This is a genomic window from Microcoleus sp. Pol12B3 (assembly GCF_036701355.1).
GTDB lineage: Bacteria > Cyanobacteriota > Cyanobacteriia > Cyanobacteriales > Microcoleaceae > Microcoleus.
Genome location: NZ_JAUBQS010000063.1, coordinates 13,075 through 35,575 on the forward strand (window position 1 = coordinate 13,075; position 22,501 = coordinate 35,575).

20 protein-coding genes are annotated in these 22,501 nt (G+C 44.5%); 5 read left to right on the plus strand and 15 right to left on the minus strand.

What is annotated here, in order from left to right; all coding sequences use genetic code 11:
• Window positions 1–230: 230 nt before the first annotated feature.
• A complete protein-coding gene (gene petH / locus QUA53_RS23860) occupies window positions 231–1,436 on the minus strand; it encodes a ferredoxin--NADP reductase (RefSeq protein ID WP_333100155.1) in 1,206 nt (401 codons plus the stop codon).
• A gap of 587 nt (window positions 1,437–2,023) precedes the next feature.
• On the opposite strand from petH, the gene QUA53_RS23865 reads away from it, so the two are divergent.
• Complete coding sequence (locus tag QUA53_RS23865; RefSeq protein WP_015179263.1) at window positions 2,024–3,028, plus strand: phosphoribulokinase; 1,005 nt, start codon at window positions 2,024–2,026, stop codon at window positions 3,026–3,028.
• Between the two features lie 91 nt (window positions 3,029–3,119).
• Here QUA53_RS23865 and QUA53_RS23870 read toward each other — a convergent pair whose 3' ends face one another.
• The 4 genes from QUA53_RS23870 to QUA53_RS23885 form a co-directional block, all read right to left on the minus strand.
• Window positions 3,120–4,316, minus strand: coding sequence for a 5-methylcytosine restriction system specificity protein McrC (locus tag QUA53_RS23870; protein WP_333100156.1), 1,197 nt, complete (start codon window positions 4,314–4,316; stop codon window positions 3,120–3,122).
• 56 nt (window positions 4,317–4,372) lie between these two features.
• Window positions 4,373–6,010 (minus strand): AAA family ATPase, encoded by a 1,638-nt coding sequence (locus tag QUA53_RS23875; RefSeq protein ID WP_333100157.1) that lies wholly within the window; start codon window positions 6,008–6,010, stop codon window positions 4,373–4,375.
• A 197-nt stretch (window positions 6,011–6,207) separates the two neighbouring features.
• Entirely contained in the window at window positions 6,208–6,615 is a 408-nt protein-coding gene (locus tag QUA53_RS23880) for a type II toxin-antitoxin system VapC family toxin (RefSeq protein WP_333100158.1), read from the minus strand.
• On the minus strand, window positions 6,615–6,782 hold the full coding sequence (locus QUA53_RS23885; protein ID WP_333220678.1) for a hypothetical protein: 168 nt from the start codon (window positions 6,780–6,782) through the stop codon (window positions 6,615–6,617). Before QUA53_RS23885 ends, QUA53_RS23880 begins: the two co-directional genes overlap by 1 nt.
• Window positions 6,783–7,049: 267 nt before the next feature.
• On the opposite strand from QUA53_RS23885, the gene QUA53_RS23890 reads away from it, so the two are divergent.
• Window positions 7,050–8,702, plus strand: coding sequence for an FAD-dependent oxidoreductase (locus tag QUA53_RS23890; protein ID WP_333100160.1), 1,653 nt, complete (start codon window positions 7,050–7,052; stop codon window positions 8,700–8,702).
• A gap of 316 nt (window positions 8,703–9,018) precedes the next feature.
• Here QUA53_RS23890 and QUA53_RS23895 read toward each other — a convergent pair whose 3' ends face one another.
• A complete protein-coding gene (locus tag QUA53_RS23895) occupies window positions 9,019–9,393 on the minus strand; it encodes a type II toxin-antitoxin system RelE/ParE family toxin (protein WP_333100161.1) in 375 nt (124 codons plus the stop codon).
• A complete protein-coding gene (locus tag QUA53_RS23900) occupies window positions 9,386–9,721 on the minus strand; it encodes a hypothetical protein (protein WP_333025783.1) in 336 nt (111 codons plus the stop codon). Before QUA53_RS23900 ends, QUA53_RS23895 begins: the two co-directional genes overlap by 8 nt.
• A 157-nt stretch (window positions 9,722–9,878) precedes the next feature.
• Here QUA53_RS23900 and QUA53_RS23905 point away from each other — a divergent pair, with 157 nt between their 5' ends.
• Both QUA53_RS23905 and QUA53_RS23910 read left to right on the plus strand, forming a co-directional pair.
• A complete protein-coding gene (locus tag QUA53_RS23905) occupies window positions 9,879–12,602 on the plus strand; it encodes a valine--tRNA ligase (RefSeq protein ID WP_333100162.1) in 2,724 nt (907 codons plus the stop codon).
• A gap of 205 nt (window positions 12,603–12,807) precedes the next feature.
• Window positions 12,808–13,305, plus strand: coding sequence for a hypothetical protein (locus QUA53_RS23910; RefSeq protein WP_333100163.1), 498 nt, complete (start codon window positions 12,808–12,810; stop codon window positions 13,303–13,305).
• Window positions 13,306–13,448: 143 nt separating this feature from the next.
• Here QUA53_RS23910 and crtB read toward each other — a convergent pair whose 3' ends face one another.
• Together crtB and pds are read right to left on the minus strand one after the other, a co-directional pair.
• Window positions 13,449–14,378, minus strand: coding sequence for a 15-cis-phytoene synthase CrtB (gene crtB / locus QUA53_RS23915; RefSeq protein WP_333100164.1), 930 nt, complete (start codon window positions 14,376–14,378; stop codon window positions 13,449–13,451).
• A gap of 92 nt (window positions 14,379–14,470) precedes the next feature.
• Window positions 14,471–15,844: a 15-cis-phytoene desaturase gene (pds, locus tag QUA53_RS23920; RefSeq protein ID WP_333077175.1), complete on the minus strand. Its 1,374-nt coding sequence runs from the start codon at window positions 15,842–15,844 to the stop codon at window positions 14,471–14,473.
• A 368-nt stretch (window positions 15,845–16,212) separates the two neighbouring features.
• Here pds and QUA53_RS23925 point away from each other — a divergent pair, with 368 nt between their 5' ends.
• On the plus strand, window positions 16,213–16,851 hold the full coding sequence (locus QUA53_RS23925; protein WP_333100166.1) for a restriction endonuclease subunit R: 639 nt from the start codon (window positions 16,213–16,215) through the stop codon (window positions 16,849–16,851).
• A gap of 79 nt (window positions 16,852–16,930) precedes the next feature.
• On the opposite strand, the gene QUA53_RS23930 is transcribed toward QUA53_RS23925, so the two are convergent.
• From QUA53_RS23930 to QUA53_RS23955, 6 genes are all read right to left on the minus strand, one after another.
• The gene (locus QUA53_RS23930; RefSeq protein ID WP_333100167.1) at window positions 16,931–18,193 is read right to left on the minus strand and encodes a hypothetical protein; all 1,263 of its coding nucleotides are present in this window, start codon (window positions 18,191–18,193) and stop codon (window positions 16,931–16,933) included.
• 86 nt (window positions 18,194–18,279) lie between these two features.
• Window positions 18,280–19,368, minus strand: a complete 1,089-nt coding sequence (locus QUA53_RS23935) for an SPFH domain-containing protein (RefSeq protein WP_333100168.1) — start codon at window positions 19,366–19,368, stop codon at window positions 18,280–18,282.
• Window positions 19,369–19,460: 92 nt separating this feature from the next.
• On the minus strand, window positions 19,461–20,507 hold the full coding sequence (locus tag QUA53_RS23940; RefSeq protein WP_333100169.1) for a DUF6745 domain-containing protein: 1,047 nt from the start codon (window positions 20,505–20,507) through the stop codon (window positions 19,461–19,463).
• 124 nt (window positions 20,508–20,631) lie between these two features.
• Window positions 20,632–20,862, minus strand: a complete 231-nt coding sequence (locus tag QUA53_RS23945) for a hypothetical protein (RefSeq protein ID WP_333100170.1) — start codon at window positions 20,860–20,862, stop codon at window positions 20,632–20,634.
• 50 nt (window positions 20,863–20,912) lie between these two features.
• Window positions 20,913–22,166, minus strand: coding sequence for an FAD-dependent oxidoreductase (locus QUA53_RS23950; RefSeq protein WP_333100171.1), 1,254 nt, complete (start codon window positions 22,164–22,166; stop codon window positions 20,913–20,915).
• 64 nt (window positions 22,167–22,230) lie between these two features.
• A partial coding sequence (locus tag QUA53_RS23955) for a hypothetical protein (RefSeq protein ID WP_333100172.1) occupies window positions 22,231–22,501 on the minus strand: 271 nt, incomplete at its 5' end.

A 22,501-nucleotide genomic window follows, 5' to 3' on the forward strand; every position in this document is an offset into this window, starting at 1 on the left:
ATTCGGTACCTTACATCAATTTCGGTTGCACTCCTTATGGTTGTTGACTGTTGACTGTTGACTGTTGACGGGCGGGTCGAAAAACTGAATGGTTGAGTGTTAACTCTTGACTCGATTTTATTATTCCGATGCAACCGGAAACGATATTACAAGTCGGATACAATTGCCCTAAAAACAATTGTAGGGCGAGCCAAGCCCACCCTACAAATCAGATTAAATCAGGTAACACATTAATAAGTTTCAACGTGCCAACGGTGCTCTTTCTTCAACTGTTTCTGATAGCCAGCCCAGTCAACACCGTGCTTGCTAGATGCGGCCGACATTCCCTCATCAATTCCGCCTTCCATACCCTTCAAACCGCAGATATAAGTGTGAGTATTCGGCTTTTGAACCAATTCCCACAATTGGTCTGCGTTCTCTTGAATCCGGTTTTGAATGTACATCTTGCCGCCGTCAGCATTCTTTTGCTCGCGGCTGATGGCATAAGTCAAGCGGAAATTATCGGGGAACTCGCGCTGCAATTGCTCCAACTCTTCCTTATAGAGAATGTTGGGAGTGTAAGCAACTCCAAAGAACAGCCAAGCTAAACCTCTGAACTTGTAATCGGGATTGTTTTCTTTAAACATCCGCCATAAATAAGCCCGGAAAGGAGCAATACCCGTACCGGTAGCCATCATAATAATGGTGGCTTCTTCGTCGTCGGGTAACAGCATTTCCTTGCCTACGGGGCCGGTGATTTTGACATCATCTCCAGGTTGCAAACCGGTGAGAAAAGTCGAACAAACACCAAAGACTTTTTCACCGGTTTCTGGGCTTTTGTACTCTAGGCGGCGGACGCACAGAGAGACTGTTTTGTCGTCTACATCGTCTCCGTGACGGGTGGAGGCGATCGAATACAGCCGAATTTTGTGAGGTTTGCCGTTTTTATCTGTGCCATCGGGAATAATCCCGATACTTTGACCTTCGAGATAGTGTAACTTGCCTCCAGAAATGTCAAATTTGACGTGACGGACTGTACCCTCGCCGCCTTCTCTGACTAATTCTTCTGTAGAAATGCACTTACCAATATAGGGATTGGCGGGCTTGTAGAGGTTAACAGGAACTTGAACTTTTTCCTTGGCTTGAGTCATGGGCTTAGTTTCTTCTCCAGATTTCTGACTCTGTAGCCCTGCTTCTGGTGCGACTTTGCCATTTGTTTCGGGAGCGCTGTTTGAGGGGCGAATGCTGACAATTCTTCCACCCATGCGAGCAATTCTACGCATTTCCTGATTCATGCGCTCGTAGGGCACGGAGATAAATACGCTGCCACTACGGCGAATCGGGCTACTTGTTTGGTCAGTTGCTTGGCTCTGACGCATACCCTCCACTTCGTAAACAAAGATGCGGCTGCCTGATTCTGAGTTGGCCGCCACACCAGATATGCTTGGGCTGTACATTTGTTGATTTTCCTTCACGATACAGAGTTATAAAGAAAGAGAATGTGACGTTAGACTCAATTTACTTTTTTCTTAAGGCCATCGGGACTAATTGGCCGCGCCAATTTTTGGGCCTCGCCACGTCGGCGGGAGTGTTGAAGTTGCGATCGCTCGCGTATCAAATCCCTACTAGCCGAACGCCGCGCTCACCGAGCCCTAATGCGTTCGGCTGTTGACCTATAGCTATTGTTGTCTGCGTACTGCCAATATTTTACCCGATCGGGGGATCTGCCCCGATAAGTCCTTCTGATTTGGGGAGCGCCCCACCAGAGAAAGGAAGATTCGAGCAGTTTAATGAGGTTGAGCTTGTAGGGGGCGAACGCCTTCTGGTAAGATTAACCACTAAAGTTAGTATTAATTACTTGCCTTGAAGATTGCTTGGGTCTGCCCGGGCAGGCAGTCAACTCACTGCTGTATGCTGGTGAGAACTCGATCGTCTCGGGGTAGCACAGCAGCACAAAGCCTGCTTGCCGCTACCTGCGGGCTGAAATTTTGTGGAATCTAGACTTGAGTTAGTTAGTAAACAGTGATTTTGTTAGAGGGAAACTATGACAAGTAAGCCGGATCGCGTGGTTTTAATTGGCGTTGCCGGAGATTCCGGATGCGGAAAATCTACTTTTTTACGCCGATTGACAGATTTGTTCGGGGAAGATTTCGTGACTGTAATCTGCCTTGACGACTATCACAGTCTCGATCGCAAGCAGCGCAAGGAAACAGGGATTACAGCCCTTGACCCCAGAGCGAACAATTTTGATCTGATGGCTGAGCAAATGAAGGCGCTCAAAGAAGGTCACGCGATCGACAAGCCGATCTACAACCACGAAACCGGTATGATCGACCCGCCCGAAAGGGTTGAGCCGAATCACGTGATTGTGATTGAGGGGCTGCATCCCCTGTACGACGAGCGAGTTCGATCGCTCCTCGACTTCAGCGTCTACCTCGACATCAGCGACGAGGTAAAAATTGCTTGGAAAATCCAGCGCGACATGGCGGAACGGGGCCACCGTTACGAAGACGTGCTGTTTGCGATCAATGCTCGCAAACCGGATTTTACCGCCTACATCGACCCGCAAAAGCAATATGCTGATGTGGTAATTCAAGTGTTGCCGACCAACTTGATCAAAGATGACAAGGAGCGGAAGGTTCTGCGCGTGCAGATGATCCAGCGCGAAGGCATCGCCAATTTTGAGCCTGCGTATTTGTTTGACGAAGGTTCAACAATTAACTGGGTTCCTTGCGGCCGCAAGCTGACTTGTTCCTATCCCGGAATTAAAATGTACTACGGGCCGGATGCTTTCTACGGTCACGAAGTCTCGATTTTGGAAGTAGATGGTCAATTCGAGAATCTCGAAGAAGTTATTTACATCGAAAGCCATTTGAGCAAGACTTCTACGAAGTATGAAGGCGAGTTAACTCACCTGTTGCTCCAGCACCGCGAATATCCTGGTTCCAACAATGGAACTGGTTTGTTCCAAGTGTTAGTCGGATTGAAGATGCGGGCGACTTACGAGAAGTTGACTGCAAAAGAAGCGAAAGTGGCTGTTAGTGTTTAGAACGCAGACATGAAAAATTTGAGAGGCGCACTTGCGCCTCTTTTTTTGTGGGAAAATGAACCACAGAGCGCGCAGAGGGCGCAGAGTAGAGTTAGGGGAGGGTGTTTGGAAGTAGAGAGGTTAAGAAGGTTTTTCCGGCTTCATTGAGGTCGCTATCTAGGGAAAAAGTTAGACTGCGAACTCGGATATCGTCATTTTTTATATCTAGTGGCTGTTTGAGGTTTTGCGGGTAAACGAGAATTGCATTTTGGCACTTTAAGGCATTGGCGTAAGCAACTATTTGATGAATGTCATTATTGGCTACTTTATCGGGAGCTTTGTATTTTGTATCGAGGACGTATTGGATTTTTTTTGTTTCACTATCGCCTAGCAGTAAGTCAATGCGATCGAAATAGTTTTCGTCATGTGTGACTCGGTGCTGTTGTTTGACAAAAAAGCCTTTTGGTGTATTTGCTTTGAGCCATTCAGCGACAAATTGTTCATATAAATTAGCCATGTCTATGAGAAAAGGGAGCATTTCGCGATTGCCTGTTTCGTGACTGGGCCCTGTGTTATCTAAAAAAAATCGACATAAGGCGTGGAAAAGTTGATAATCTTCATTTAAACGGTGATAATTTCTATCAATACAAGCTTCTGATTTAAAAGGTTTTAATGTAACAAATCCTTGGAGTGCGTGAAAGGCTTTTCGCACAGTGGATGAAACAGATTCACGGCACAAACCGCTGCGGCCAATGATGAAAAGTGTCCAAGCGAGTATTTGATTATCTTCGATATCGCCTGTTTGTTCGTTATAGTGGCATTTTAGTTTAACATCCCAAGGTTTTTGCAGGGCTGACCGCAAATCGACGCGGCCGCGAATGTAGGCGAGTCTTTCTGTTTTGGATAAGTAATCACGATATAATCCTTTGCGACAGCGTTCTAGAATTTTGTGGGCAAGAATGTTAGCTAATCTATCGTAACTTTCTTGTAAAGATTGGCACTGAATCGAGCCTTGGGGAAATTTTATCTTAAGGTTGTAGGCATAGTCAAGCATTCCGAAGAGGTTGTTTATGGGAACCTTTGGGCGGATGGTGATGTGAAATTCTGGAGTGATTGGAATGTTGCCGACTCGGCCTTTAGATTTTAAGTGCCATTGATATTTAGTTTTAAAGTTTGGAAATTCTATCTCGATTTCCTTGGCATAATTATGGTATATTTTCTGTCCTACTGATTCGGGGATTGAGTCTTGTTCAAAAGTTGCTAATAGATATTCTTTAAGTTCGATAATTCGGGGTGATTGTGGTTTCATAATTGTGGTGGATGCAGTAACGCCACGGTATCGGGGTTAATGACGGCGTTAGATTGTCAATAGCCCAATTTATTCTGGATATTCTCCCAGAGAAACTCATCCATTTTTTCCAGGTTATCAAAGAAGTATTCTTCGAGGTATGGCTCGATTTCCATTTGCCAAATGTCTTGGATATCTTCAGCTAAGGTTTTTGTCAAAAAGAAGGAGATGCCTAATTCATAGTGTTTGTTGTTAATTGCGCGATTGATATCTTCTAGAATGCTAGTTAATTTATCAACTGGAAAACCTGTTTCCTCTCTGTGGTGATACTGTCGCAGCACTTCATAGTTGGGATAGACGGGAATGAATGCGAAACGGCGGCGGAGTGCATTATCGACTAAGGCAATAGAACGGTCTGCGGTGTTCATTGTGCCGATAATGCGGACATTTGTAGGGATTCTAAATTCTTCGCCACTGGCTAATTTAACGGTGCGATCGCGGTCATCAAGCAAATACATCAACTCTCCAAATACCTGAGATAAATTTGCACGGTTAATTTCATCAATAATGAGGAGGCAAGTGTCTTCACAGGCTTCGGCTTTTTCGCAAAATTCTAGGAATCTACCGGGAACTATGGGATAAGTTAATTCCCCATCTTGACTTTGCGGACGGATGCCTTGAATAAAGTCTTCATAAGTATAAGCTGGATGAAATTGAATAATGTCTGAAAAACCGTCACCGCTGCCGATTAAGTGTTGGGCTAGTTTTTGAGCGAGGAAGGTTTTTCCGGTTCCGGGCGGTCCTTGTAGGATGGCTTGTTTCTTGCGGTGGATGGTGCGTATCCAGCCGTTAATTTGAGATGTTTGAAAACCTGTTATTTCAGAAATTTCTTTGATATCATACTCTCGATTAAATTCTTTCTCATAGATTGAAAAGTATTGCGTGATAAGAGGTGAATCCTTATCCTCCAGATTGGAACACAAAAAAAATAATGGAAATAGTTTTTTAAATGTTTGTGTTATTATGTAAATTAACTGGTGAGCAGAATATCCTAATACTTCTTCTGCTTCAAGCGATCTAGCAACCTGAATATTAGTAAATTTATATTTGTCAAATTCTATTGTTTGTTCGCCAACCAAAGAGATAATAGTTTCTAATAATTCATTAATACATTTTTGAGATTTCATTATTATCAGACGATATTCATGCACAGGGGAAGTAGAACGTATTATTTGCTTAGTTAAATAGCAATGATATTGATTGGGAAGGTTATAACGTTTGAGGCTATCGATTGCCAAGGGGTTATTTATATAATTGGTTTGATAATTATCTATAATATAATCAATATCGTTAAATTCTGTACAGAAACCAAAAGTTAAGTCTTGGTTGTCAAATCTTAGCATTAAGTAAGCATTCTCTCTATAATTGATATCTTCAAAACTAAAAGATATACTGTAAGCTATTGATTGTAAACCTTTTGTTTCAACTATCGAGCCAAGTTGCTCCCACTTGATGTTTATATATTTTTTGATAAAATTAGGCAAGCGCTCTTCCACCTGACTGAAAATATACTTCAAGGGATCTTCTACATATTTTAAAAAATCTTTTTTGTGTGCCATGTAAAAATCTGAGCTGGGATTTTCATAAAATTCGGTCAATAGGTTAAATGTGTTTTCTGAAAAAGGACATTCAGGATGTACAAAAAGTTTTTCCATTTTTCTGTATGTTTAAGGTGACTCAATTGTTGTTCTTAAATTATTGTAGCCGATCGCCCTTTCCGACACCAGATATCTGAGATGCGATCGCACCCGCCATCCTTAGCCACATCAAATGCCCTCCCAAACCAGTAACACTGGCAAAACCGCTAACAACAGTTCCCGGAAAATTTAAACTTGCGCCGAGGGACTCACATTTACCAAATTGTGTCTATAGTCGATAATTGAATCCGGCGATCGCGACTAATAACGGGTACATTAAGATACAAAGCAGTAGCAGCAATAATGCGATCTGGGAATGGGAAATCGGGAATTTGCGATCGGTCAACTTGCCTTAAACTCAAAGCTATATTGCGATCGAAAGGAATTTCAACCAATAAGGCATCATCGCTCTCAACTTCTCTCAATAATAGATCGAGAGTAGTTGAATTAATCCGCCCTCTCTCGCTCAGATAGACAATTTCTGCTAATGTAATTGATGAAAAAGCCACCTGATTTCCCTCGGCAGCTATCTGTTCTATTGTCCTTCTAGCAGTCACTGAAAGTCGCGAATCGGCAAAGATATACCAGATAACAGCATCAGTATCAGCTACAGCACCCAGCATTAGAAATCCTCCCTTGGGAAATTCCCCCATTCTTCGCTGCGAGCTTCATCTATATCAGCGGCAGAAGGTGCAATTCCCAACTTAGCACATAAACCCGACAATGATTTGCGGGGAGCGGGCCGAACAACTAATTCTCGTTCTATATCAGGAACTATCCACTTAATCAATCGTAAATTTTCGGCTAGATACAAGTGCTTAACAAGATTTAAAACCGCCTCAAAAGTCATGTTTTTATGTTTCAATTTGTGATTGATGTAATTGTAGCATTTTGGCTGCCAAGGACAGCATCACCAGGTTTGGGTTGAGAAGATTCGTTTACCACAGTTCCCGGAAAATTTCAACTTGTGTTGAAACTATCTAAACGTGCTATATTCAATTCCGTAAACCCTGAACTACGCTTTCAGGTATTGCAAATTTATAAACGAGTCAACTGAATGCTCTCTAATTTCAAGAAATTAGCTTCAATTGCAATCTTCTTTGTCGCCGTAAAACTTTTAGTTAACTATCCCCCTTTCAGAGAAGTAGAAAATTATATCGCAAATAGAAACCCAGCAAGTGCCACCTTAGATACTGGAACTCAGCAGCAAAAATCCAGCAGCCCGCCTCCGGTAGTTCCCAAAAAATCACCGGAACAAAAGTTTGATGTAGTAGTATATGGTGATGAAGTACCGGGGATATGTGCAGCGATATGGGCTACGAAAACTTTAGGCGCAAAGGGCAAAGTTGCGATCGTGCGATCGAACTACGGAAGTGCTCCTTTGGGCGGCTTACTCACCCGCGGCGGTTTAGCTTACATCGATGTAGATAAAATCCCCGGTTGGTATCGCCAACCTTACGCCCAATGTTTTAAGGAATTCTTAGATAAAGCGGATGCGCCCGAATCTTGCTTAGACCCAAAAAAGGCAGATAGAGCTCTCAAACAGATGCTTTCAGCAGCCGGAATCAAAGTTATTTCTAACTCAACTCTTACTCCCCGCGTCGTAGATAAAAAAATTGAATATGCCGAAGTAGAAGGCACCAATCTCATAATTAAAGCCAACTCTTTTATTGATGTAACTCAAGACGCCGAATTGGCAAGAAAAGCAGGGTTATCTTATTATACAGGATATGAATCTCAAAATATAAAATCCAAAAATGAAACGTTAGCTGTATCTATAGTTCCAAGAATTACAGGTATAACGATGTCCGAGTTCCGCAGAATAGAAGATGAAATTCTTTACAACAGGTCTTTGGTAAAAAAGATTAAAGAAAGCATTATGAAATCTAAAGATCCTGCTAGTACAAAATTCTGGATGAGGAATTTCTGGAGTACGATATATCAGCCATATACAGACGGCTACGACATCAGAAGCGTAGCTATAGGTGCAGCGTATCACATAGACAGAAATCTGCCATTTAGTCAAAATAAAGGATTCTTTTTCGATAAGGGCAATGTCTGCGTTTATAACAAAAATGTGCTGTCCTGGAACGGGTTTCTGTTTAAATACCAAGTTAACCAAATCATGAAGATGGAAGCTAACGGCAGAAAACCGACTCCTGAAATGATTAGAGAAATGTCATTTCTCCAATACTGGCTACAAAAGAAGTCTGGTAAAGATGTGAGAGTCTTTATTCCCGACGAGATTTATATCAGGCAAACTTTGAACGTTCGCGATGTGGTAGATCCGCTGACGGGGCAGGAGATTATCAAAGGGGGAACAGTACCCGAAAAGTCGATCGGCAGTTTTTCCTACGATTTCGATATGCGGGGCGGAGTCAAGAATTTATCTGCGAGAATTCCGCCGCTGCCAGTCTATAATTTCGGGATAGAAAGCGCTTTAGCTAGCAAAGTCAAGAATTTAGCCATTGTCGGGCGATCGTCCGGTTATGTCGGTATGGCTGTATCCGTCGGGCGAATTGCGACGGTGAATATTTATCAAGGACAAGGTGTGGGCGTGGCGGCTGGTTTGGCTAGCAAGTTCGGCGTACCTCTGAATTCGATTACTTCGGCTGAAACGAAAAAAACTCTGGAGACTTTAACGGGGAAAACTACGTATTTGTCAGGGAGAGATACGAGTTATGGGGTGGATTATAAGGAGGTGAAGTAATCGAGGTATAGCAGTCGCCCGTGTTGCTATACGATGTTAAATCCGCCTACAAACTATAAACTTTTGTTTGAGTTTGAGAACAAAAAACGCAATTCCTGGAGTTTAATAACTGTTATTCATTGCGATCCTTAATTATTGCAAGTTTTTTTACCAGTAGGACTAAGGCAAAAAGAAAACAGGTTTCTCTGCAAAATCGTGGCTTTCTCCGAGAAAAGGCGGTTTTTGGATTAATGATTTTTGTCAAATAAGATATTAAAAAGATTTAACCACTGAAGATGTCGAACCCTCATATTCGAGGCGCAAGATTCCCCAACTCTTAGATATCCTCTCGATCTTCGCTCTGCTGCTGCTCGTATTCTGTAATAATGTTCTGAATATCCTCTGCTGCAATATCGACTTGTTCGGATTTGGTGTAAAGGGTCAGCAAAATGATTCCCGTTGCTGTTTGAACGTAGTAAATTAAACGGTATCCACCACTTTTACCTTTTTGAGTGTCGCTATTTCGGACTCTCAACTTGAAGACTGCATAACCCACTCCAGCAATTCTATCTCCGGGCAGTTCTCCCCGTGTGAGTTGTTCGATAATGGGTTGAATATCATTGCGAATGCTGCGGTATTTTTTTGCAAGAGTGCGTAAATTGCGATTGAAGGTTGGTGAAACTATAACTTGAATGAAGGGCAAGTCAGTCATTTTCAATTCCTTCCCACATTTGAGCAACCGAAATGGTTTGCCCAGTCATGGCTTCGTGCCAAGCTTGCCGAAAATCTTGTAGAAGCGCTGCTTTAGATTGGCCCTCTCCGTCAATTTCTGAGGGTTCTGGAATACTAAAAGAATTAGCAGGAGGCATCTCTTGGATTTCTGCTGAGAAAACCTCTGGCAGATTATTTTGCGAAATGATTACCCCCTGACGTTGCTTTTGGCTTAGAAACTCTATAAAACTCGCAACTAATGCCAGATGTTCTGGAGAGAGTCGATCGAGCCATCGATCGATTTGATGTCGAAGTGCTGCTACATTCATAATCCCATCAAACCTTTGAATTTTACCTTGATTTTAACGTAAACCCGCCCCGCCTTGAATATCGCTCTTCCCTCTGCCTCTGACGCGGATGCGGTTCAAAACTCTTCTCCTCCCTTCTATGGCACAATCTTAAATAAGATCAAACTCTCAAGCCACCATGACCGCAAACCTACCCCCCCAATACGACCCCCAAGCCACCGAAGCCAAGTGGCAAAAATACTGGGAAGACAACCAAACCTTCAAAGCTGACCCCGAAAAAGGTGGCGAACCTTACTGCGTAGTCATCCCGCCGCCCAACGTCACCGGCAGTCTCCACATGGGACACGCTTTTGAAGAGACGCTGATTGATGTCCTCGTCCGCTATCACCGCATGACTGGACGCAATACGCTCTGGTTGCCGGGAACGGATCATGCTAGCATCGCCGTTCAAACTATTCTCGAAAAGCAACTCAAAGCAGAAGGCAAAACTCGCCACGATTTAGGTAGAGAAAAATTCTTGGAACGGGCCTGGGAGTGGAAAGCTGAATCGGGCAATACTATTACTAATCAATTACGCAGTTTGGGCGTGTCTGTCGATTGGTCGCGCGAACGCTTTACGATGGATGAAGGCTTATCCGCTGCGGTTTTAGAAGCGTTTGTCCGCCTGTACGATGAGGGGCTGATTTATCGCGGCAATTACCTGGTGAATTGGTGTCCGGCGAGTCAGTCTGCTGTGTCGGATTTGGAGGTAGACCAGCAGGAAGTTGACGGCCATTTGTGGCATTTCCGCTATCCTTTGACGGATGGTTCTGGTTATTTGGAGGTGGCGACGACTCGGCCGGAAACGATGTTGGGGGATACTGGGGTGGCGGTGAATCCACAGGACGATCGCTACAAACATCTTATCGGTAAAACAGTGACTTTGCCGATCGTCAATCGCGAAATCCCCATCATTGCTGATGAGTTTGTCGATCCGACTTTCGGAACTGGTTGTGTCAAGGTGACTCCCGCCCACGACCCGAATGACTTCGAGATGGGTAAGCGTCACAATTTGCCGTTTATTAATATTATGAATAAGGACGGCACTTTAAATGAAAATGCCGGAGAGTTCCAGGGACAAGACCGATTTGTTGCCCGGAAAAATGTGGTGCAGCGCTTAGAACTTGACGGGGTTTTGGTTAAAATAGAAGATTATAAGCATACAGTTCCCTACAGCGAACGCGGCAAGGTTCCGGTCGAACCTTTGATATCTACGCAATGGTTTGTGAAGATAGATCCTCTTTCTCAACGCGCTTTAGAAGCATTAGATAAAAGTAACTCACCAGTCTTTGTTCCTGACAGATGGACAAAGGTTTATCGGGATTGGTTGGTGAAGCTGAAGGATTGGTGTATCTCCAGACAATTGTGGTGGGGACACCAAATCCCGGCTTGGTATGCTGTTAGCGAAACCCAAGGAGAAATTACTGACACGACGCCGTTTGTGGTGGCGAAAACTGAAGCTGAAGCTAAGGAAAAAGCTACGGCTAAATTTGGTAATGACGTGCAGCTAGCAAGAGATCCAGACGTATTGGATACTTGGTTTTCGTCCGGGTTGTGGCCTTTCTCAACTTTGGGATGGCCGGACCAAACTAAAGATTTGGAGTTTTACTATCCGACAACTACTTTGGTTACAGGTTTTGATATCATCTTTTTCTGGGTTGCTAGAATGACGATGATGGCAGGACATTTTACTGAAAAGATGCCTTTTGATACTGTTTACATTCACGGTTTGGTGTTGGATGAAAACGGTCAGAAAATGTCTAAGAGTAAAAATAATGGTATCGACCCGCTGCTGTTGATTAGCAAGTACGGTACTGATGCTTTGCGCTACACTTTGGTTAAGGAAGTGGTTGGGGCCGGTCAAAATATTCGCATGGAGTACGATCGCAAAACTGATGAATCGAAATCAGTGGAAGCTTCGCGGAACTTCACGAATAAGTTGTGGAATGCGGCTAGGTTTGTGATGATGAATTTGGAGGGACAGACTCCGGAACAGTTGGGAAGTCCTTCTGGGGGAGGTGGTTTGGAATTGTGCGATCGCTGGATTCTGTCTCGCTATTATCAAGTTGTGCAAGAAAGCCGCAATTGTTTGGAAAATTACGGTTTGGGGGAAGCGGCGAAGGGACTTTATGAGTTTATCTGGGGCGATTTCTGTGACTGGTATATTGAGTTAGTCAAGTCTCGCTTGCAGCAGGATGCTGAACCAAATTCTAAGAAAGTGGCACAGCAAACTTTTGCTTTTGTGTTGGAAGGGATTCTGAAACTACTGCATCCTTTTATGCCGCACATTACTGAGGAGATTTGGCACACTCTGACTCAAACAGGTGACGATCGATGTTTGGCTTTGCAAGCTTATCCTGAAGCCGATACCTCGCTAATTGATGCTGAATTAGAACAGCAGTTTGAGTTGTTGTTCGGTACAATTCGCACTATTCGCAATTTGCGGGCAGATGCTGATATCAAACCCAGTGTGAAGGTGACGGCGATTTTGCAAAGCGAAAGCGAGAAAGAACGCCAAATCATCTCAGATGGAGGTGTTTACATTCAGGATTTGGCAAAAGTCGAGAATCTGACAGTTACTGCTAGTTTGGATGCAGATTTGGGACAGACAATTGCTGGGGTGGTCGGTACTGTGCAAGTATTGATTCCTCTGGCTGGGGTCGTGGATTTGGCCGCTTTGCGTGCTAAATTAGAGAAGAAGTTGAGCAAGGTGGAAGCTGAAATTAAGCATACTGCGGCGCGCTTGACTAATCAGAAGTTTGTGGATAAGGCTACTCCTGATGTGGTTCAGGGGGCGAGGGATGCTTTGGCGGAAGCCGAAAAACAAGCCGAGATTTTGCGCGATCGGCTAAAGTTGTTTTAATAGTTGACTGTTGACTTTTGCCGGGGCGGGTTTACGAGATAGTTAGTTTCAAGCATAAATTGTTTGTAAAACCCGCCCCTAGAAGATCGTAAATCATACAATTACCAATAACTAATAGCACGACACGGAATGCAGGGATACACGGATAGCTGTTTTTACCAATTACCAGTTATGAATAACTAATAAGCCATCACTAATTACCCTCATGTTATATTTAGCCCAAGTACAAAATCAGGAAATTTTAGGCGAGATAAGTCTGCAATTGCTGGCTTGCCAAAATGCTGAGGATACTTGGGCTATGCTTTTTGAAGAAACTATCTTGACCCTACCGCCAGATTTTGCTCAAACTCCAATTAACTCTGCAACTAATGTTTTAAATGAAGGGATGCTAGTATTAGCAGATATTGGCGAAAATAACCAGGTTTTAAATATTCAAGCAGCTACAAACTGGGTACTACAATTAGTTGAGAAATATTTAACAACAGGCTTTACTCCCGATTTTTTGCAGCAAGAAGCCCAGAAAGCAGAAGATTGGAGGCAATCTCTCACTTTGCAGAGTCAAGAATTGTCTCGCCGCTTGATTGAAGTTGAAGCCCGCCGAGAACAAATTCAAAATTTAGAAGCAAAACTCCAGCAGGAAAAGCAATTGTTGGAAAGTTCGATCGCCCAATTGAAAATTTCACCCGCTACACCACCACTTTGACTCCAATTAACACACCAAACGTAGGGACACGCCACTACCGCGTCCCCACAAACCTAATATGCAATTTGCTGGACATCATAATAATTTGTAACTTGACAAATACCCCTTACCCGTTGCCCGATCGCCAGCAAAATTACCTATGGCTAAAGCACTTTTGACTTCAGCCAAGCGGCGGGGAGACACAGCAGTTTCTGAGAATTGCTAACATAAGCCCGCTTCTGAAACACATCATATTGATTGCGTTCGATCGCATTTAAGATTCTGCTGTACAGCATTGTAGCCGCCCAAACAGTCCAGCGGATATCGGGACTGAGCACTTTAATTCCCGGTTCGGCGCTGGCGTATAATTTGCGAGCTCGCTGAATTTGAAACCGCATCAATTCCCGCCAGCGGTTGTCAATTACACCGTTGAATAAATCTTCTTCGGTGTAGTTAAACAAGGCTAAGTCTTCTAAGGGAATGTAAATGCGGCCGCGGCGGGCGTCTTCTCCGACATCGCGCAGAATATTAGTCAACTGCTTGGCAATACCGAGGGAGATGGCTTCTTCTTTGGGAATTTTATTGCCCCAGTGCCAATTCCAGTTAGCAGCGGGATTCGACTCGTCCACACCCATGACAGACATCGACATCAGCCCTACAGTACCCGCTACTCGATAACAGTAAAGATTGAGCTCTTCAAAAGTTTCGTAGCGGCTGCGGTACAAGTCCATTTGCTGGCCCGCAATCATCTCTCGAAACGGCCCAATGTCGATCGGGAAACGAGACAGCGTATCCACCAACGCTACGTCGTAGTCGTCGTGAGGATGGCCGGCAAACACAGATTCTAGCCGTTTTTCCCACAGATTGAGGGTTTCAGGGGTCGTTGCATCAGAACCCGGCCCGTCTACGAGTTCGTCGGTGCGGCGGCACCAGACGTAAATCGCCCAAATCGCCCGACGCTTGGCTTCGGGCATGAGTTGAGTGCCTAAATAAAAATTTTTGGCATAACTCGCCGTGACTTGGCGGCACAGTTCGTAGGAGTCATCAACAGAGGCCAGAGTTCTCATGCACTGGAGTTTTGACAGTTGCAGCATCCGAGAATAAGAAATTTAAAGATTAGAACTGATTTTCCCCCGTTTAGAAAACGGGAGATTCTTTTACGTCTTTATGAAAAATTCTTAATTTTTCATTTGTTATTGGCCGTCGAAATAGCCTGCGCTGTCAGCTTACCAGAAAGCACGGCACCTTCCATACTCGCAAGATAACGCTGCATCGTATAATCCCCCGTTAGATAGAAATTGCTAATGGGAGTTGTTTGTGTGGGACGGCACTGCTGGCGTCCGGGAGTGGCTTTGTAGACGGAACGTGGGGTTTTGACTACGTGATATTTGAGCAGTTTGGCTGGTTCTGGGATTTGATCGGGAAAGAGTTTTTCTAACTCGACCATTGTGGCTGCGACGATATCTTCGTCAGACTTGCCTATCCAGTCTTTGGCCGGTGCTAAAACCAGTTCCAGCATGGATTTGTCTGGGTTGGCATATTCGCGGCAGGTGTTGCTCATGTCGGCGTAGACGCTCAGCAGGGGCGATCGCGAGAACAGCAAATGGTCGATATCAGTTAATTTGCGATCGAACCACAAGTGTACATTAATGACGGGTACTCCCTCCAAGCCTTCGAGCTGTTTGAAATAATCCATTTCGCCCCAAGGTTTCGGCATCATCAGCTTCAGCGGGTCAACCGGCATCGCGGAAACGTAAATATCGGCCGTCAGAATTTCTGACTCTGCCCCTTTTACTCCCCGAATCTGGAAGCCGCGCACCGTGTTGTCATCGTTGAGCAAAAACTCCCCGATGGGTGCATTCAGCCGGACTTCACCGCCGCGCTCAGTTATGTAGTCTACCATCGGCTGACACAACCTCTCTGTGGGGGAACCGTCTAAAAAGGCCATTTTCGAGCCATTTTTCTCTTGCAGGAAGCGGTTGAGGGCTGTCAGCAGTATGGTTGCGGATATTTCGTGGGGGTCAATGAAATTGAGCGCCTTGGACATGGCGATGAATACTTCTTTTTCGACTCTGGGGGGGACGTTTTGCTTTTTGAGCCAGTCGGAAAACGAGTATTTGTCCATTGCTTCGACATAGTTTTGACCCTGAAGCATCGCTGGAATCAAACCGATGCCAAAGCGGATTTTTTCGGGCCAGGTGAGCATATCGTTGTTGCTCAAGATGGCTGCGACGCCGTTGAAGGGAGCCGGAAGGTCGGGAAAGTCAAAGCGGGAATAGGTTCCGGGGGTTTCCGGCTGATTGAAAATCATGCTGTGTTCTTTCCATTGCAGCCGGTCTTCGATGTCAAGTTCTTTGAATAGTTGGAGCATATTCGGGTATGCACCGAAGAAGATGTGGAGGCCGGTTTCGTACCAGTCGCCGTCTGCATCTTTCCAGGCGGCTACTTTGCCGCCGAGTACGTCCCGACTTTCTAGGAGGATGGGGGTGTGGCCCGCGTCGGTAAGATATTTAGCGCAGGAAAGTCCTGCTAAGCCTGCTCCGGCGATCGCAACTCGCATTTGATACTACTTGGCCTCTGTGTTCGCTTCGGTTTAATTATACTTTACAACTCGTTACATTTTTTTGGAAAATCTGTAGGGACACGGCTGTGCTTGGAGGTGTCGGCTTAGCCCGAAAGTCCGCCAGGGAATTAATTCCCTGTCTCATAGCGCAAGTCCTCTTTTAGAGGACTAATGAGTTCTTCAGTCCTCTAAAAGAGGACTTTAGCTTTGAGGCAGCGGTTTCAACCCTTGCCGGACTTGCCGGACTGCGGGTCTGACCTTAAGTGCCCTAGTGCCCTATGCCCTAGGAAACGCAATTAACAGAAATTTGCCTCATAATTGCTATCATAAATTATGAGGCAAATTTCAATAAATTAGTTAAATTTATGGTACAAACAATTCAAGCTAGAAATGTCGCGCTGAATGATTTGGAAACTAACTTCAAAATTGAGTGGGTTGAGGATGACCAATTTTTTCGCGAGTGGCAAGATGATTTGCCAGAAATCAGTGATTATGAAAAACAACGACTAGACAGAGTGAAAGCAAGTTACAGGAATTTGCTCAAACATCCGCCGCTGCTCGAAAATACAGTCAAAATGGTGGTGCTGTCTCCGTTTTTGGATTTAGCTGATTTTTATCTTGCTCCTTTTCATGTTACTTCAGAAAAATCTGTAGAAATTGTTGACGAAGACGAGGGAGTGATTGTCAGGGGACAGTTGGATGTTTTGGCTTTGTTTCAGGAGTTTTGGGTAGTGGTGATCGAGTCCAAGAAGGCTGCGTTTTCTTTGGAGGTCGGGATTCCGCAGTTACTAGCTTATATGTTAGCTAATCTGAGTGCCGATCGACCTACTTACGGATTGTTAATGAATGGCTCTAGTTTTTTATTTGTCAAATTAGTTAAGGGGGAAACACCACAGTATGCTTTTTCTCGCTGGTTTTCTATGTTCAATCCGGGGAATGATTTGTACAGCGTGCTGAGTATTTTGAAGCGCCTCGGTGAGTTGAATGTTGGCAATACAGTTTAAAAAGCGATCGCACTCTTCTGTAAGGGCGATCGCTCAGAGATGCGGTTGTACTTCGTTTCAATAAAAAATGAAGAATGAACTAATTAGCAGACGGAACAGGCGCTGTTGGTAATTTTTGGCTCGGTACAGGTGCGGTAGAGGGAACAGGCGCTGGCGGTAATTTTTGGCTCGGTACAGGTAAGGAAGTTGGTTGGGGTTGCGGTTGAGGCAGACCGGGAACACGGATATATCTCCAATTACCAGTAAACAATAAATACATAACACCCGCAAGTACGACACCGCTAACAACAGCAGCAGTAATTTTCCAAACACTGTAGGGACGCTCGCCTTGAACTTCAGCGGTGCGAGCATTAACCATTACTTGATATCGCTGGTTTTGATAGCGATAGGCGCACAGCCACACAGGTAGCAAAATATGCTTAAAAGTGATAGCATTGTAATCAGTGGAAATGCTGTGAACCCGCTGCTCGTCGCCACCAATATTCCTACAAACATCGAAGTGAATAGTACCGGCCATGACATTTTTAGCAGATTCAAACCCTTGAGTGAGAGAAACTTGCGATCGCTGCGCTTCAAACCCAGCTAAATAAGATGAATTGTAAGGACGCAGCGACTCCTTGAGATGCCAAGGTTCTAACGCATCCAGGCGCGGGCGATCGACTGAAGTTGTGGCCGGAATCAGAATATCATCAAAAGAGCGATCGACTCTGCCAGAAGCAGGCCACCACCTGGTATGTTGCACTTGGCGAGTCTTAGTTTCAGTTTCGCCCTGCGAGTTTGTTTCCGTATAAGTTTCAGTCTCGTAGTAGTGTTCTCCGCGAGAACCCTGATAGTAACTAACCGTATAAGTGTCGTAAGTCCAAAACGGCAAATAAACCCCTTGAATTTTCTCCTGTTGCGCTAGGGATTTCAAAGCAGAAGGAGCAAACCAGCGATTGCTTAGCCACTTCTGAATGCTTTCTCTGGCCTGTTTATCAGTAACTTCAAAAGGAACAATTCCCTCTGGATGCACACTCGGGCTAGCCTTTGCAGGTTGCGTCACAATTGGAGAAGCACAAAATGGACATTTACCCGCTACTTTCGGCGGTTCAAAAGTAACACTTGCTCCGCAATCATTGCATTTTACTTCTAAGGCTGTTGTTGATAAAGCTGTCAGCGTTGTTTCGTCGAAGTGGAGATATTGTTCGTAAGAGTTTTCCTTTACCTCTTCAGCACTTTGGGGAATTGCATCTTGCCAGCCGCAGTAAGCACACTTGAGTTTTCCTGCTTGGGGGTTGAACTCTAAATAAGCCCCGCAGCTAGGACAGGGAAAACGTTTAACAGCAGGTTCCGAAGTATTCATAATAGTTTATTGGTGATGTAATTGGTAATTAGTAATTGGGAAAGCAGATTAATTACTAATTACCAATTAACTAAATATGCAAAATTTTAGGCGGCCGCTGGCGGGGGAGGCGGCGGTACTGTCGCCAACAAAAATGCTAATTCCGGCACTTGCGATGCTAACTTCCAGCCATCAAAACCTGCACGCCAAACCATTACCTGATGTGTCAAACCATTTTGCAGAAGTTGATCCAATCCAAAAGGGCCTGATTGTTGACCGTTCTGGGCAATATACCACTGATGTTGTATTGGCGGGGGAGGTGGCGGCGGAGTTTGGGATGCTGGTGACTGCATCATATTTGTCATTTGTTGACCTAGTGCCATTCCCATGCCCAATTCTAATGCTTGATTGCCGCCGCTGGGGTTATTTGCTGATGCTTCTATGGCCTTAGCAGCTTGATATTGGGTATATTGCTGCATATTTCCCAGAAGTCCGATTGAGGCTCGTTTGTCGAGTGCTGCTTCAACTTCAGGCGGCATCGAGATGTTTTCAATTAATAGCTGAGTTAATTCTAACCCGAACTGCTGGATATTTGGCTCTATGGCAACTCGTACCTGTTCGCCCATCTGGGTGTAGTTGGCTGCAAAGTCTAGCAGGGGAACGCGGGAATTGCCAACCCAATTGGCAAAGGCACTGACTATTGTATTGCGTAGCTGTTCGCTGATTTCATCTACTTGAAATAGTCCGTCAGTGCTGATTAGTTGTTTTAAGAGTTTTTCGGGATGGGAAACTTTAATGTTGTATGTGCCAAAAGCCCGCATTCGCACGGGACCGAGTTCTGGATCGCGGATAATTATAGGGTTAGAGGTTCCCCATCTCAGGTTCGTAAATATTTTGGTGTTAAAAAAGTAGACTTCTGCTTTAAAGGGAGAGTTGAAACCGTAGGGCCAACCTTTTAAGGTACTGAGAACGGGTAAGTTGCGGGTGTAAAGTTCGTACATTCCCGGATCGAAGACATCGGCAACTTGGCCTTCGCTGACAAAGACTGCTATTTGTCCCGGTCGTACAGTTAGTTTAGCACCTTGTTTGATTTCGTTTTGGTGGCGCTCGAATCGATAGGCAATGGTGTCGCTGGTATTGTCCAACCATTCGATGATATCGACAAATTCGCCTCGAATCTTATCAAAGAGTCCCATAGATTTATTTGGGGTTGTTGTTTGATTTTAGCTTCAATAGGATCGATCGCAGTTCCAGATCGCCATTGTAAAGTTTTACTGTTTGTTGCAATTCAAGTTTGTACTGAAAAATCCTCATAATCGACTCCCCAATTCACCCATTTAATCGCTTCTCTGGCTGAGTTGATATCGGGCGGGACTCGCAAAGCGTGAATAAATCCGGTGCTGGGACAAGTCATCTTTAACAGATAAATCGGCTCCACGTCAACCTTTGTATCAATTTTTAATAACGTGTATTCTTGCCAAGTATCTAATTCAACGGCTGCTAATTCGCGGGCTATGCGATCGTAACCAATTCCTTGAATTAGCACTCGCCTGATTTCCGCGTTTTCTTCCTCTAAAACCCATTGAGATTGCCATTCATGGGGGTGCAGTTTTCCGTATTTTTCCGGTAAGGTGACGCCGTGATAGGAATAGATGCTGTATCCGTCAGAAAATTGAATTGCGGGCCCTCCTTCGGCGTGGAGGCGGTGTTGGGAGTCGAAAGAGAAGATGCGGGGGCGATCGCACACAATACAAACTTTTTCATAGGGAAATATCCAGCCGCATTGAGTTGTAAAAAATAGCAGTGCTTGCCAGTTAATACCATTAGGATTGCACTTTAATACGGAAACAAAGAAGTCACAAAATGCACAAACTTCTGCCCATAATATAGGATCGATATAGCTATAAGCATCTACAGCTAAAAAGTCTTGGTTTCGATACAATTTTTCGTCTAACATATCTCGAAAAAAATCATCAATATGAGTCCAAAATTGTAGGTTAATCTGGCAATATACCTCTTCGGAAATCTGTGCGTTGAAGTTGGACCAAGCACGATCGTACACTTCCTCATTAAATCTGTCAACAAGGTTGACTCCGAATTCTTCGTATAGCTGATTAATCGCTCGCTCGTAGCCAAGAACAAGATTAGCACCTTCATAGGGGCTGCTGCAAAAAATAATTTCCGGTTCTTTTTCATCAATTCCAAGGTAAGCTTGTTTAACTGCTTTTGCTGCTTTTTCGCGATCGATAGGTGCAGTAGAATATATAAGTTTCCTCCACTTTTCATCATAAACTAGGATTAATTTTTCTTGTTCGGGAGTAAGTTTTTCAATCATCGCTTTCCTCTAAAATCGATTCTGCCAAAGAAACCGGGTTTTTTACCGAATCTGTGGGTGCGAAAAATTTTAATAAAAAAAACTGGTTTCTGAAACCCGTGCGTAATTCCTACTTGTAATAACCTCAATCTTCATCCCACTTATCTTTAACTGCTTCCCATTTAGGCCAACCGGCACGCTCGCGATTTGCACCAGCAGCTTTTAACTCATTTAATGCTTGTTTGGCAATTTGCAAATCTTCTAAAGTCTCTAACCATTCGATGAGTGCTTGCCAAGTTTCGACATCTAAGACAGCAACTTGTTTGCCTTTTAGATTGAGAAACTTAACTGACTGCAATACTTCTAATCCGGTCATTCAGGCTACCTCTACTTTGATAATAGGTATAACTTAAGTATAGGTGTATCTCATTGATTTCGCACCCGAACCCGGTTTAATCCAAAACCAATTAATCGCGCTGGAATATTTCGCAAAATTGGTAACTGCAAAAAAGGTGGCGGTGTAAACGGTCGATCGCTATTTAATGCCCCTTTAATAATTTGCTCCTGTACAAACGACTGAAATGCTTGAATTACCCGCGTGGGTAACTCCCGCTGTCGCTGCACTTCTGCCAAATCCCACAGATGCACGCGATCGTTTTTCAGGGAGGCGCTGAGTACATTAGCCGCGACGACAGCATCTTGAATAGCATAGTTAATTCCCACACCGCCTACGGGCGACATGACGTGAGCGGCATCCCCAATTAAGAGCAAACCCGGACGATACCAGCGGTGAAGGCGACTGGATTCAACGGACAGAAAAGAAATTTGCGACCAATCTTTCAGTTGCTCAACTCTATCTGCAAATTCTGGTGCTAATTCAGCAACAGATTTTTGCAAAGCTTCTATTCCTGATTCGCGCAATTTCTGATAGCTGCCTTTCAGAATAATGTAACCGAGTTGCCAATAATCCAATCGGTCAATTATGGCTAATAAATGACCTCCAACAGCTCGACCTCCCACGCCGAAATTTTGGACATCATGGGGACTGCGCGGCAAACGAAACCACAGGACATCCATCGGCGGGGAAGTTTTAATCGGTTCAAAACCTGCTAATTGGCGCAGGCGGGAAAATCGACCGTCTGCACCGACTGTGAGGGTCGATCGCACTTCATGCCATCCCCCTTGTCCCCGGTATCGAATTCCGCACACAACCCCATTTTCTACGATCGTTTCTTGGACATTAGCTCCCATTACTAGCTGAAAGCTGGGGTAGCGCTGCGCTTCGGCAGTGATAAATTCGAGAAACTTGACTTGGGGAAGGATACTGATGTAAGGATACTTGGTTTTGAGACCGGACAAATCTACGAGTGTGGCGGTATTTCCAGCAGCTTGGATGGTAAGTTGGCGCATTTTTGTATGGGGCAATTCCAACAATTTTTCTGCTAAACCCAATTGCTCCATAATTTCCATTACTGAGGGATGCAGCGTATCGCCGCGAAATTCTCGATCGAAATCTTTGTGTACTTCTAGCAGCATGACTGGAATGTTTTGCCGCGCTAAAAGTAATGCTAAAACAGCACCTGCCGGCCCACCTCCCACAATGCAGCAGGTGGTATGCTGCACGTCAACGATCGAGTGTTCTTGACAGGCTTCGGAATTTTGAACAGAGTTGACAGTCATATTTTTATGTTCCTGTTCGCTCAACAATCCTGCTAGCTGCTTTTAGTTTAGCAAAAGGCAGTAGTTAATCAATTCTCAACTTTTTTTGCTCTCTAAAGATGGACATACACGGCTTGCCCAAGTTGACACTCTTACTCCTAAAGGCGATCGCAGATCCAACAGCGGAGCGATCGTACCCAGCCAACCCCAGCCAGGGCCCCAAGTGAGGCAATCCCCCTGCAGCCCCCGCTTCTCGACGCGGTACAATAAATGCAATCATGTGCGATTCGTTTAACCTAAATGAGTAGAAATACTCAGGGACGGTTAGCCTAATCAACCGATTAGGACAACTGAGT

Coding starts and splice junctions, on each gene's coding strand:
- QUA53_RS23900 (WP_333025783.1), bottom strand. CDS start 9,721: ATGAATGTAGCAGCACTTCGACATCAAATCGATCGATGGCTCGATCGA.
- QUA53_RS23940 (WP_333100169.1), bottom strand. CDS start 20,507: ATGATTGAAAAACTTACTCCCGAACAAGAAAAATTAATCCTAGTTTAT.
- pds (WP_333077175.1), bottom strand. CDS start 15,844: ATGCGAGTTGCGATCGCCGGAGCAGGCTTAGCAGGACTTTCCTGCGCT.
- QUA53_RS23935 (WP_333100168.1), bottom strand. CDS start 19,368: ATGGGACTCTTTGATAAGATTCGAGGCGAATTTGTCGATATCATCGAA.
- QUA53_RS23905 (WP_333100162.1), top strand. CDS start 9,879: ATGACCGCAAACCTACCCCCCCAATACGACCCCCAAGCCACCGAAGCC.
- QUA53_RS23910 (WP_333100163.1), top strand. CDS start 12,808: ATGTTATATTTAGCCCAAGTACAAAATCAGGAAATTTTAGGCGAGATA.
- QUA53_RS23865 (WP_015179263.1), top strand. CDS start 2,024: ATGACAAGTAAGCCGGATCGCGTGGTTTTAATTGGCGTTGCCGGAGAT.
- QUA53_RS23945 (WP_333100170.1), bottom strand. CDS start 20,862: ATGACCGGATTAGAAGTATTGCAGTCAGTTAAGTTTCTCAATCTAAAA.
- QUA53_RS23870 (WP_333100156.1), bottom strand. CDS start 4,316: ATGAAACCACAATCACCCCGAATTATCGAACTTAAAGAATATCTATTA.
- QUA53_RS23895 (WP_333100161.1), bottom strand. CDS start 9,393: ATGACTGACTTGCCCTTCATTCAAGTTATAGTTTCACCAACCTTCAAT.
- QUA53_RS23880 (WP_333100158.1), bottom strand. CDS start 6,615: ATGCTGGGTGCTGTAGCTGATACTGATGCTGTTATCTGGTATATCTTT.
- QUA53_RS23950 (WP_333100171.1), bottom strand. CDS start 22,166: ATGACTGTCAACTCTGTTCAAAATTCCGAAGCCTGTCAAGAACACTCG.
- QUA53_RS23890 (WP_333100160.1), top strand. CDS start 7,050: ATGCTCTCTAATTTCAAGAAATTAGCTTCAATTGCAATCTTCTTTGTC.
- crtB (WP_333100164.1), bottom strand. CDS start 14,378: ATGCTGCAACTGTCAAAACTCCAGTGCATGAGAACTCTGGCCTCTGTT.
- QUA53_RS23930 (WP_333100167.1), bottom strand. CDS start 18,193: ATGAATACTTCGGAACCTGCTGTTAAACGTTTTCCCTGTCCTAGCTGC.
- QUA53_RS23925 (WP_333100166.1), top strand. CDS start 16,213: ATGGTACAAACAATTCAAGCTAGAAATGTCGCGCTGAATGATTTGGAA.
- petH (WP_333100155.1), bottom strand. CDS start 1,436: ATGTACAGCCCAAGCATATCTGGTGTGGCGGCCAACTCAGAATCAGGC.
- QUA53_RS23875 (WP_333100157.1), bottom strand. CDS start 6,010: ATGGAAAAACTTTTTGTACATCCTGAATGTCCTTTTTCAGAAAACACA.